The organism is Pseudomonas edaphica (genome assembly GCF_965277385.1).
Classification (GTDB): Bacteria; Pseudomonadota; Gammaproteobacteria; order Pseudomonadales; family Pseudomonadaceae; genus Aquipseudomonas; species Aquipseudomonas edaphica.
The window spans coordinates 1,359,811-1,371,482 of sequence record NZ_OZ255725.1; the positions used below are offsets into that span (position 1 = coordinate 1,359,811).

General features: G+C 60.0%; 11 protein-coding genes. 4 read left to right on the forward strand and 7 right to left on the reverse strand.

Translation table 11 applies throughout. The features are described from left to right. Positions 1 to 13: 13 nt before the first annotated feature. Both ACQY47_RS05960 and ACQY47_RS05965 read right to left on the reverse strand, forming a co-directional pair. Positions 14 to 496, reverse strand: a complete 483-nt coding sequence (locus ACQY47_RS05960; RefSeq protein WP_017136174.1) for a GAF domain-containing protein — start codon at positions 494 to 496, stop codon at positions 14 to 16. Then, complete coding sequence (locus ACQY47_RS05965; protein ID WP_017136173.1) at positions 493 to 1,383, reverse strand: ATP-binding protein; 891 nt, start codon at positions 1,381 to 1,383, stop codon at positions 493 to 495. Before ACQY47_RS05965 ends, ACQY47_RS05960 begins: the two co-directional genes overlap by 4 nt. A 163-nt stretch (positions 1,384 to 1,546) precedes the next feature. Here ACQY47_RS05965 and ACQY47_RS05970 point away from each other — a divergent pair, with 163 nt between their 5' ends. Then, positions 1,547 to 3,856 carry a response regulator gene (locus tag ACQY47_RS05970; protein ID WP_428556485.1) on the forward strand — a complete coding sequence of 770 codons (2,310 nt, stop codon included), beginning with the start codon at positions 1,547 to 1,549 and terminating at the stop codon, positions 3,854 to 3,856. On the opposite strand, the gene ACQY47_RS05975 is transcribed toward ACQY47_RS05970, so the two are convergent. The 3 genes from ACQY47_RS05975 to msrB form a co-directional block, all read right to left on the reverse strand. After that, positions 3,810 to 4,301 carry a MarR family winged helix-turn-helix transcriptional regulator gene (locus ACQY47_RS05975; protein WP_428556487.1) on the reverse strand — a complete coding sequence of 164 codons (492 nt, stop codon included), beginning with the start codon at positions 4,299 to 4,301 and terminating at the stop codon, positions 3,810 to 3,812. The genes ACQY47_RS05970 and ACQY47_RS05975 overlap by 47 nt on opposite strands. Next, positions 4,298 to 4,783 (reverse strand): glutathione peroxidase, encoded by a 486-nt coding sequence (locus tag ACQY47_RS05980; RefSeq protein ID WP_099549066.1) that lies wholly within the window; start codon positions 4,781 to 4,783, stop codon positions 4,298 to 4,300. The genes ACQY47_RS05975 and ACQY47_RS05980 overlap by 4 nt, the downstream gene beginning before the upstream one ends. A 206-nt stretch (positions 4,784 to 4,989) precedes the next feature. Further along, positions 4,990 to 5,382, reverse strand: coding sequence for a peptide-methionine (R)-S-oxide reductase MsrB (gene msrB / locus ACQY47_RS05985; RefSeq protein WP_017136169.1), 393 nt, complete (start codon positions 5,380 to 5,382; stop codon positions 4,990 to 4,992). A 202-nt stretch (positions 5,383 to 5,584) separates the two neighbouring features. Between msrB and ACQY47_RS05990 the strand changes: the two genes are divergently transcribed. Together ACQY47_RS05990 and htpX are read left to right on the forward strand one after the other, a co-directional pair. Further along, on the forward strand, positions 5,585 to 6,796 hold the full coding sequence (locus ACQY47_RS05990; RefSeq protein WP_017136168.1) for a pyridoxal phosphate-dependent aminotransferase: 1,212 nt from the start codon (positions 5,585 to 5,587) through the stop codon (positions 6,794 to 6,796). Between the two features lie 305 nt (positions 6,797 to 7,101). Next, complete coding sequence (htpX, locus tag ACQY47_RS05995) at positions 7,102 to 7,989, forward strand: protease HtpX (RefSeq protein ID WP_017136167.1); 888 nt, start codon at positions 7,102 to 7,104, stop codon at positions 7,987 to 7,989. 133 nt (positions 7,990 to 8,122) lie between these two features. Here the strand turns inward: htpX and ACQY47_RS06000 are convergent, their stop codons facing one another. Next, positions 8,123 to 8,779, reverse strand: coding sequence for a thiopurine S-methyltransferase (locus tag ACQY47_RS06000; RefSeq protein ID WP_428556491.1), 657 nt, complete (start codon positions 8,777 to 8,779; stop codon positions 8,123 to 8,125). A 103-nt stretch (positions 8,780 to 8,882) separates the two neighbouring features. Here ACQY47_RS06000 and ACQY47_RS06005 point away from each other — a divergent pair, with 103 nt between their 5' ends. Next, positions 8,883 to 9,650, forward strand: a complete 768-nt coding sequence (locus ACQY47_RS06005; protein ID WP_138451885.1) for a DODA-type extradiol aromatic ring-opening family dioxygenase — start codon at positions 8,883 to 8,885, stop codon at positions 9,648 to 9,650. Positions 9,651 to 9,845: 195 nt separating this feature from the next. Here ACQY47_RS06005 and ACQY47_RS06010 read toward each other — a convergent pair whose 3' ends face one another. Then, positions 9,846 to 11,519, reverse strand: a complete 1,674-nt coding sequence (locus ACQY47_RS06010; RefSeq protein ID WP_017136163.1) for a DEAD/DEAH box helicase — start codon at positions 11,517 to 11,519, stop codon at positions 9,846 to 9,848. Between the last annotated feature and the right edge of the window lie 153 nt (positions 11,520 to 11,672).

Sequence of the window (11,672 nt, forward strand, 5' to 3'; positions counted from 1 at the left end):
CTCTCCTGCGGGATCAGCAGTCGGTCAACCGCAGGAAAATCGCCGCCAACTGCTCGATGCCCGCCTGGTCCTGCGCGGTAAAACGGGCCAGCGACGGGCTGTCCAGATCCAGGACACCCACCAGTAGGCCATCCTTGACCAAGGGCACCACCAGTTCGCTGTTGGAGGCGCTGTCACAGGCAATATGGCCTGGGAACGCATGCACATCTTCTACCCGCTGGGTTTGCCGGGATGCCGCCGCCGCACCGCAGACGCCACGACCGAAGGGAATACGCACGCAAGCGATCTGGCCCTGGAACGGGCCAAGCACCAGTTCTTCATTGCGATTGAGGTAGAAGCCCGCCCAGTTCAAGTCGTCCAACTGGTTGAACAGGAACGCCGAGAACTGCGCACTGTTGGCGATAAAGTCACGCTCATCGGCGAGCAGCGATTCCAGCTGCGCGCAGAGCATGGCGTAGCCATCCAGGCCGGTGCCGGCCTGTTGTAAATCGATCATGGTTGACGCTCCAACAACTTGAGACCCACCCAGTAACGGGCGAATTGATACGCGCAACGGCCGTTGCGGTTGCCACGCCCGGTGGCCCAGCGCACGGCCAGGATGTCGAGGGCTTCATCACGCTGCCACTGCAAGCCGGCCTTGCTGGCCAGTTCGCCGATCCAGTGTTCGACCACGTCCAGGAAGTGTTCCTGGCTGAACGGATAGAACGACAGCCACAAGCCAAAACGGTCGGACAAGGCGATCTTGTCTTCCACCGCCTCGCTGGGGTGCAACTCACCGTCCACGCGCTTCCAATTGTCGTTGTCGCTCTGGTTTTCCGGCACCAGGTGACGACGGTTGGAGGTGGCATACAGCAACACATTTTCCGGCGCTTGCTCAAGGGAGCCGTCCAGTACGCTCTTGAGTACGCGATAATCGCCCTCACCCGCTTCGAAAGACAGGTCGTCACAGAACAGGATGAACCGTTGCGGCAGCTTGAGCAGTTGCTCGACCACGCGCGGCAGGTCAGCCAGGTGATCGCGCTCGATTTCAATCAGGCGCAAACCGGCCTTGGCATGCTGGGCCAGCAAAGCACGCACCATGGAGGATTTGCCGGTGCCGCGCGAGCCCCACAGCAACGCATGGTTGGCGGGCAGGCCATCGAGAAATTGCTGAGTGTTGCGAGCCAGTTGCTCACGTTGCTTGTCCACGCCGATAAGGTCGGACAGGCGCATGTCCAGGCTCACTTCCAGCGGGAGCAAAAAGCCAGTACGGCCTTCGCGCTGCCAACGGGCGGCGAGGCAGTTATTCCAATCGATGGCTTGGCGCGGTGCAGGTAACAGCGGTTCCAGGCGCGCAAGGACCGCATCGGCCCGCTCAAGAAAGGCATTCAATCGAGAATCCACGATTATTCCTCTGGCAAGTTCTTGCAAAAGATGGCGTATTGGCAACCCTGTGGCAGACCCCACGAGGCTGCGTATAAAACGATTCATGCCGGCCAAGCCAAAGCCTGTGGATGTTCAGCTATGCTTGCCGGGCGAAGGGAAACGTGAAGTGGTTCAACACCCGATGGATATCAAGTTCGCCCACCGCTTGTCTTATAAACAAGCTCGATTGACTGTGCTGGTCGGTTTCGTCTTGGGAACCTTGCTCAGCCTGATCCAAATCGGCATTGATTATGCCAGCGAAGACGCCTCGATCAACCGTGAAATACGCTCACTGATCGAAATCAGCCATAACCCTGCCTCACGTATCGCCTACAACATTGATGCCGAACTTGCCCAGGAACTGACCCTGGGCCTGTTGCACTCGCCGGCCATCACCCACGCGCAACTGGTCGATAACAATGGCGTGGTACTGGCCGACGTGAACCGGCCGCGCAAAGAGAACGCCTACCGGCCCATCAGTGACTTCCTGTTTGGCGCCAACCGCTTGTTTGAAGATCGACTGTTCCTGAGCCACATGCCCGAGGATTCCCTCGGCGTGCTGCGCCTGGACGTCGACACCTACGCCTTTGGCAGCCGTTTCCTGCACCGCGCCGAGATAACCCTGCTCAACGGGTTCGCCCGCAGCCTGCTGCTGACAGGCATTCTGCTGGGCCTGTTCTACGTGATGCTGACCCAGCCACTGGTGCGCATCATCCGTGCCCTGAGCACCAGCAAGCAGGCTCGCCTGGATTGCCCGCCAGGTCACGAAAACGATGAAATCGGCGTGCTGGTGAACGTCGCCAACCAGCAATTCGAAAACATGCAGACCGAAATCCAGCAACGGCGCCATGCCGAGGACCGCCTCACCGAGTACCTGGGCCAACTGGAAGATATCGTCTCGGCACGCACTCTGGAGCTTAAGGCCAGCAACCAGCGCTTGAGCCAATCCAACGATGAACTCGAAGCCGCCAAATTGACCGCCCTGGCCATGGCCCAGGCGCGCGCCGCGTTCCTGGCCAATATGAGCCATGAGATCCGCACGCCGCTCAATGGTTTGCTGGGCATGATCGCGCTGTCGCTGGACAGCCCGCTGAACGCCGAACAACGCCAGCAACTGTCCATCGCCCACGATTCGGGCAAGGTGCTGGTGGAACTGCTTAACGATATCCTCGACCTGTCGAAATTCGACGCCGGCCAGTTGGAGCTCGAACGCATCCCGTTCGACCTCGGCTCATTGGTGGAAGACACCGCCAACCTGCTGTCGCAGAACGCGGCGCCGAGTGTCGAGTTGACCTGCCTGATCGACCCGCTGTTTCCTGCGCAAGTCATTGGCGACCCGACACGGGTGCGGCAAATCGTCAGCAACCTGCTTTCCAATGCCTTGAAGTTCACCCGCTTCGGGCGTGTGGACGTGCGCCTCAGTGCCGAGGGTGGCCGGGTAAAAATCGAAGTCTGTGACACCGGCATCGGCATTGCCCAGGAAGCGCAGGTGAAAATATTCCAGCCGTTTACCCAGGCCGGTGCGGGTATCACACGCCAGTTCGGCGGCACCGGGCTGGGGCTGGCGTTGACGCATAACCTGTGTGAAGCGATGAAGGGCCGCTTGAGCATCAGCTCGGAAGTCGGTTTTGGCAGCCAGTTCTGCGCCGACCTGCCGCTGCCCACACATTTGCCGGCCGCACGACAAGCGCCGCTGTTGGGCGAAGTCATCGCCATCACCAACACCGGGAGTGGCCTGGCGGAATTGCTCGGCACCTTGCTGCCGGCTTGGGGGCTGGCGCTGCGCTGTTACTCCCAGGATGACGACCTGACCGGGCTGGCCCCCGACCTGCTGATCACCGATTGCCCGGAGTGCCTGTTCCGCCTGCGCCCAGGCATCAGCGCGCCGATCCTGCTGGTGACGGCCTATGGCAACTTCATGCCCAGCGAAGAAGTCGCGGCTCTGATGCCGCTGCAGCAACAGGCACGCCCGTTGAGCCGCAACGCGCTGTATCAGATTCTGCAGCGCAACCTGCGCAGCGAGGCGCAACTGATCCTCGACCCTGTCCAGATGGAAACCGTGCCCCTGGCACATCGCGCGCGCATCCTGCTGGTGGAGGACAACCCGGTCAATCAATTGGTAGCCAAGGGCATGCTCAGCAAGCTCGGCTGCGAAGTGATCGTGGCTGCCCATGGCGGCGAGGCGCTCAAGTTGCTGGAGGAGCAGCGCTTCGACATGGTGTTGATGGACTGCAATATGCCGGTGATGGACGGCTACGAGGCCAGCCGGCAGATTCGCCGCAGCGGGCGCTGGCCGGAGTTGCCTATCGTCGCCCTGACCGCCAACGCCCTGGCGGAAGAACGCGAGCGCTGCCGGGCGGCGGGAATGGATGACTACCTGGCCAAACCGTTTCGTCGCGAAGAGCTCAAAGCTCTGCTGGACCTGTGGGTGCCGAACTCGACAAGTTTTTGATCTGCGCCAGCAGCTCGTCCAGACCATTGCGCAAGACGTCGGCCTGGTTCAGGTCGACACCGCTGTCGCACAGCAGCCGGGTTTTCAGGGCATGGGCCTGGTCGCGCAACTGTACGCCCGCGGGGCTCAGGCTCAGATGCACCTCGCGCTCATCCAGCGCGCTGCGCCGGCGCTGCACCAGCGCCAGTTGTTCCAGGCGCTTAAGCAGCGGCGTCAGCGTGCCAGAGTCCAGCATCAGGCGCTCGCCCAGGGCCTTGACAGTGGGTTGCGTTGGGGTCGCGCAGTGCCATTCCCACAACACCAGCATCGCCAGGTATTGCGGGTAGGTCAGGCCCAACTGATCGAGCATGGGCTTGTAAGCCCGCGTCACCGCTCGGGACGCGGCATAGAGCTTGAAACACAGCTGGTCGTCCAGCGCCAGGGACACGCGGGGCAAGTCGGTCATTTGAGCAGGGCTTCAATCTCTTGGGTCAGGGCTTCGGGCTTGGTGGTCGGGGCAAAACGCTTGACCACCTTGCCATCACGGCCGATCAGAAATTTGGTGAAGTTCCACTTGATACCTTTGGAGCCCAGCAGCCCCGGCGCTTGTTTTTTAAGTTGCACGAACAGTGGGTGGGCGTCGCTGCCATTCACGTCGATCTTCTTGAACAGCGGGAAGCTGACGCCGAAGTTCAGCTCGCAGAACTCGGAAATCGCCCCTTCGTTGCCTGGCTCCTGTTTGCCGAACTGATTGCAGGGAAAACCCAGCACCACCAGGCCCTGGTCCTTGTACTGCTGCCAAACCTGCTCCAGGCCTTTGTATTGTGGGGTGAAACCACATTTGCTGGCAGTGTTGACCACCAAAATGGCCTTGCCGGCAAAATCGGCCAAGGTCTTTTGCTCACCCTTGATGGTGGTGCACGGGATGCTCAGCAGGTTGTCGCTCATGGCAGCGCCTCGGATACGGAGAAAGAGCTATAAAGGTAGTAGGCAATTCAATTGCGTGCAATTTAATTGACCGCAGTGATGCCTGCACATAGATCGTTCCCACGCTCCGCGTGGGAATGCAGCTCAGAACGCTCTGCGTCCGCTTCTAAAGTCGTGACGCGGAGCGTCACAGGAGGCGTTCCCACGCGGAGCGTGCGAACGATCAGTCAGCGTGGAACGAGGTCCAGGCACACCGAGTTGATGCAGTAACGCAGGCCGGTGGGCGGCGGACCGTCCGGGAACACATGCCCCAGGTGCGCGTCGCACTTGGCACAGGTGACTTCGGTGCGGATCATGCCGTGGCTGATGTCACGGATCTCGATCATCGCGCTGTCGGCAATCGGCGCGTAGAAACTCGGCCAGCCGCAGCCGGAATCAAACTTGGTGGTGGAATCGAACAGCGGCTCATTGCAGCAAATGCAGTGGTACACGCCATCAGTCTTGGTGGCATTGTATTTGCCGCTGAAAGGTCGCTCGGTGCCTTTGAGACGGCACACGTTGTACTGCTCCGGATCGAGCATCGCCTTCCATTCTTCAACGGTTTTCTGCAACTTATCCATCGATACACCTCGGCAACTGAAAAACCCTGATCTGTGTCTTTTCCATGGATCAGGCGGCACGTATGATTGCGCCTCTTCAAAACGCCAGTCTGGCACCCGCGCTACCGGCATTCAAACGTATTTATGGGTGCGAGCCCCGCAGGTTCCGCAGTACGGTAGTGTCCACGCCGTCTGGATCGTTCATTTTCAGGATCACATCGCCATGCAGGTCAGCAAATCGAACAAGCTCGCCAACGTCTGCTACGACATTCGCGGCCCAGTGCTCAAGCACGCCAAACGCCTGGAAGAGGAAGGCCATCGCATCCTCAAGCTGAACATTGGCAACCCGGCGCCTTTTGGTTTCGAAGCGCCGGACGAAATCCTCCAGGACGTGATCCGCAACCTGCCGACAGCCCAGGGCTACAGCGACTCCAAGGGCCTGTTCAGCGCGCGTAAAGCCGTGATGCAGTACTACCAGCAAAAGCAGGTCGAAGGTGTCGGCATCGAAGACATCTACCTGGGTAATGGCGTGTCCGAGCTGATCGTGATGTCCATGCAGGCCTTGCTCAACAATGGCGATGAAGTGCTGGTGCCGGCGCCCGACTACCCGCTGTGGACCGCTGCCGTGACCCTCGCCGGCGGCCACCCGGTGCACTACCTGTGCGATGAAGGCGCGGACTGGTTCCCGGACCTGGCCGACATCAAGGCCAAGATCACCCCGAACACCAAGGCCCTGGTGATCATCAACCCGAACAACCCCACCGGCGCCGTCTATTCCAAAGAAGTGTTGCTGGGCATGCTCGAACTGGCGCGCCAGCACAACCTGGTGGTGTTCTCCGACGAGATCTACGACAAGATCCTCTACGACGACGCCGTGCACATCTGCACCGGCTCCCTGGCACCGGACCTGCTGTGCCTGACCTTCAATGGCCTGTCCAAGTCCTACCGGGTGGCGGGTTTCCGCTCCGGCTGGATCGCCATCTCGGGCCCCAAGCACAATGCCCAGAGCTACATCGAAGGCATCGACATGCTGGCCAATATGCGCCTGTGCGCCAACGTGCCGAGCCAACATGCGATCCAGACCGCTCTCGGCGGCTACCAGAGCATCAACGACCTGGTCTTGCCCCAGGGCCGTCTCTTGGAGCAACGCAACCGCACCTGGGAACTGCTCAACGCGATCCCGGGCGTCAGCTGCGTGAAACCCATGGGCGCGTTGTATGCCTTCCCACGCATCGACCCGAAAGTCTGCCCGATCCTCAACGACGAGAAATTCGTGCTCGACCTGCTGCTGTCGGAAAAGCTGCTGGTGGTGCAGGGAACGGCGTTCAACTGGCCGTGGCCGGATCACTTCCGCGTGGTGACCTTGCCGCGAGTGGATGACCTGGACATGGCCATTGGTCGCATCGGCAACTTCCTCAAGTCCTATCGCCAGTAATCTAAAAGTCGCTGTACGACCGCCATTCGGTCGTACAGCGAGTATCTGGCAACACTTCTCTAGCCTGCCCCCCCTCCTCGCTCGCCGCTGCACACCACGCACCGGTCAACCCCTTGTAATTACAGGGCGCCAAGGCATGAGCGGGGTGATCACCCGTCACTTTCCAGGTCAGAAATTCCCTTCAAGGCTCTACATTGATGCTGTAGGACACAGTTTGAAATAGTCGCTCGGTTGAATCACCTTAGGCCGCACCTTATATACCCCGCAGTACGCGACATATTAAGCATGAGGAGAACTCTACAACCATGATGCGCATCCTGCTGTTCTTGGCCACTAACCTGGCGGTCGTGCTGATTGCCAGCATCACCCTGAGCCTTTTCGGCTTCAACGGGTTCATGGCGGCCAACGGGGTTGATCTGAACCTCAATCAGCTGCTGGTTTTCTGTGCGGTCTTTGGTTTTGCCGGCTCGCTGTTTTCGCTGTTCATCTCCAAATGGATGGCGAAGATGAGCACCAGCACCCAGGTCATCACCCAGCCACGCACCCGGCATGAACAATGGTTGCTGCAAACCGTTGAGCAACTGTCCCGCGAGGCCGGCATCAAGATGCCTGAGGTCGGGATCTTCCCCGCCTATGAAGCCAACGCCTTCGCCACCGGCTGGAACAAGAACGACGCGCTCGTTGCGGTGAGCCAGGGCATGCTCGAACGCTTCTCCTACGACGAAGTGAAGGCCGTGCTGGCCCACGAGATCGGCCACGTAGCCAATGGCGACATGGTCACCCTGGCGCTGGTACAAGGCGTGGTGAACACCTTCGTGATGTTCTTCGCACGGATCATCGGCAACTTTGTCGACAAGGTGATCTTCAAGAACGAAGAAGGCCGTGGTATCGCTTACTTCGTGGCGACCATCTTTGCTGAAGTGGTGCTGGGCTTCCTGGCCAGTGCGATCACCATGTGGTTCTCACGCAAACGCGAGTTCCGCGCAGACGAAGCCGGCGCCCGCCTGGCCGGCACCGGTGCAATGATCGCAGCGCTGCAACACCTGCGCTCCGAACAGGGCCTGCCGGTACACATGCCCGACAGCCTGACCGCGTTTGGCATCAACGGTGGCATCAAGCAAGGCTTTGCCCGCTTCTTCATGAGCCACCCGCCACTGGAGGAGCGTATCGACGCGCTGCGTCGTCGGGGCTGATGCGACACAGAAAGGGGCGATTTGATCGCCCCTTTTTTGTGGGTGCTGATAACGCCATCGCGGGCAAGCCCGGCTCCCACAGTGAACGCATTCACTGTGGGAGCTGGGCTTGCCCGCGATGGCGATGCAATAGTCAACGCAGAGTCAGTTGATACACACGCTCCTCCAGCCGCGTAACGCCGTCCTGCACAAACTTCCAGCTCTCGCCCAGGATGTCTTGCTCTTCAAGTACAGTCAGGCTCCAACGCAAGCCCAGCAATACCCTTACTTCTTCGTCAGTCACCGCAAACGGCGGTCCAGCCTTCTGCGTCTGATCATAGTCCAGGGTGATCAGCAGCCCCTTGCAACCCGGACGCAGAAGCGTATTGAGGTGCTCAGCGTATTGCGCCCGCATCAGTGGCGGCAAAGCGATCAACGCCGCGCGGTCATAGAGTGCAGTGCAATCGCTCACCGCATCGGCGTCGATGGCGAAGAAGTCGCCGCACCACACCTCGATCAAGCCGGACGCATACACCTTGAACGCGCCCTGCTGGCGGATATGCGGCGTCAACGATTGCTCATTGAAGAAGGCTTCAACCGCCTGCTCCGACAATTCCACGCCCATTACGCGATACCCATGGCTTTCGAGCCAGATCATATCCAGGCTCTTGCCACACAACGGCACCAGCACTTTTGCGCCAACCGGCAGTACCAGTTTCGGCCAATGCCGTTGCAGGTAAGGGTTGACGTCAGGCAGGTGAAAGCCAATCTGATTGCGCGCCCAGCGCTCTTGCCAAAACTTAGGCTCCATAAATCACCCTGAAAATTCGATCAAAAGGCGCTAAAACTTATATTAGATTTAGATCAATGATCTGATTGAAGATGGGCCTATGTTAACCCTCAGGACCCGACTTATGCTCCCCAGCCTGTTTATCTCCCACGGTTCGCCCATGCTCGCCCTGCAACCCGGTGCCAGTGGCCCGGCGCTGCGCCGTTTGGCGGCTGAACTGCCACGGCCAAAGGCGATTGTGGTGGTATCGGCGCATTGGGAAAGCGACCAATTACTCGTCACTGGCAGCGCCGCCCCGCAAACCTGGCACGACTTCGGTGGGTTCCCTCCCGAACTGTTTGCCGTGCAGTACCCGGCGCCGGGCAACCCGCAGCTGGCCGCGCAAATCGTCGGGCTGCTGCAAGCCGATGGCCTCGACGCGCAACTCGATGAACGCCGCCCCTTCGACCACGGCACCTGGGTGCCGCTGTCACTGATGTACCCGGCGGCGGATATTCCAGTGGTGCAGGTTTCCTTGCCTAGCCGCATGGGCCCGGCGTTGCAAACCCGAGTCGGGCATGCCCTGGCGAGCCTGCGCGAACAGGGTGTGCTGTTGATCGGCTCCGGCAGCATCACCCATAACCTGGGTGAGCTGAACTGGCGCGCCGGCCCTGAGAGCATCGAGCCGTGGGCGCGGGATTTTCGCGATTGGGTGGTGGATAAACTTGCCGCCAACGATGAAGCGGCCCTGCACGACTACCGCCGCCAGGCGCCGCATGCCGTGCGCAGCCATCCCAGCGATGAGCATTTGTTGCCGTTGTACTTTGCACGGGGCGCCGGAGGCGATTTCAGTGTGGCGCATCAGGGGTTCACCTTGGGCGCGCTGGGGATGGACATCTACCGTTTCGGCTGACGGAGATCTAAAGGTGGGAGCTGGCTTGCCTGCGATAGCGGTGGTTCAGTTAGCCTATTTGCCACTGATACACCGCTATCGCAGGCAAGCCAGCTCCCACAATTGACCCTGCAGCCTCGCAAAAAATGCCAGGCATAAAAAATCCCCGAACCAGTCGGGGATTTTTTATATGCGATCAATCAGCCCAAGGGCGGATCAATCTTCGCGGTAGCGACGCAGCTTCAGCTGCTTACCGGCAACGCGAGTGTCTTTGAGCTTGGCCAGCAGTTTTTCCAGACCGTCTTCCGGCAGCTCCACCAGGGAGAAGCTGTCACGAACCTGGATGCGACCGATGGCTTCACGTGCCAGGCCACCCTCATTGAGGATAGCGCCCAGCAGGTTCTTGGCAGCGATGCCATCACGCGCGCCCAGCGCGGTACGGCAGCGAGCACGACCTTCAGCCAATGGAACCGGAGCGCGACGCTCACGATCACCACGGTCTGGACGGTCACCGGTACGCTCTGGACGATCACCGCGTGGCGCGTTGTTCGGTACCAGTGGGCGTTCTTTCTCGATCGCTGCCAGGGTCAGAGCCTGACCGTTGGTGGCTTTGCGCAGCAGAGCTGCAGCCAGGGCACGTGGGGTGCAACCGATATCGGCAGTCAGGCGGTCCAGCAGGTCGCCGTGGGTCGATTCAGCGTCAGCCACCAGCGGCGACAAGCTGTTGGTCAGTTTCTTGATGCGAGCATCGAGAACGGCCTGGGCATCCGGCAGGCGGACTTCGGCAACTTTCTGACCGGTTACACGCTCGATCACTTGCAGCATGCGGCGCTCACGCGGAGTCACCAGCAGCAGTGCACGACCTTCGCGACCCGCACGGCCGGTACGGCCGATACGGTGAACGTAGGACTCTGGATCGTAAGGCATGTCAACGTTGAACACGTGAGTGATACGTGGAACGTCGAGGCCACGGGCGGCAACGTCGGTCGCCACAACGATGTCCAGACGGCCATCCTTGAGGGAGTCGATCACGCGCTCACGTTGGTTCTGGGCAATGTCACCGTTCAGCGCAGCGGCTTTGTAGCCTTTGGCTTCCAGGGCACTGGCCAGGTCCAGGGTCGCTTGCTTGGTGCGCACGAACATGATCAGGGCGTCGAAGTCTTCGACTTCCAGCAGGCTCAATACAGCCGAGGTCTTCTGGTCAGCGTGAACCAACAGGTGAGCCTGTTCGATCGCGGTAACGGTTTGAGTCTTGGTCTGGATCTTCACGTGTTGCGGATCGCGCAGGTGGCGTTCGGCAATGGCACGGATCGACTGTGGCAGGGTGGCCGAGAACAGTACGGTCTGACGGGTCGGTGGCAGTGCTTTAAAGATGACTTCCAGGTCATCCATGAAGCCCAGCTTCAACATTTCGTCAGCTTCGTCCAGAACCAGGTGGTTCACGGTCGACAGCACTTTCTCGTCACGACGCAGGTGGTCGCACAGACGGCCCGGCGTGGCGACAACGATCTGTGCGCCGTTACGGATTGCTTTAAGTTGTGGGCCCATAGGCGCGCCGCCGTAAACGGCCACAACGGTTACGCCTGGCATTTGCTTGGCGTAGGTTTCAAAAGCGGTTGCTACTTGCAGCGCCAACTCACGGGTTGGCGCCAGGATCAGGGCTTGCGGCTCGCGCTTGGCAGGATCGATGCAGTGCAGGATAGGCAGGGCGAACGCGGCGGTTTTACCGGTACCGGTTTGCGCCTGGCCAATCATGTCCTGGCCGGCCATGATGATCGGGATCGATTGCTGCTGAATAGCCGAAGGTTCTTCGTAGCCGGTCGCGATGACGGCAGCGAGAATGTTCGGGTTAAGATTAAAAGCGGCGAAGCCGCCGGTTTCCTGGGTCATGGGTCTGCCTCTAAGTGCATCCGCAAAGACCCATGCTCCAAAGCTGCGCATGCCGTGTTGAGACTCAAGAGTCGCCCTGGCTGCTTTGTCGGCGGGGATTTGCGAAAACGAATGAATGAAAAAGATTCGTCAAGGGAGAGTCCGCTGTGCGGA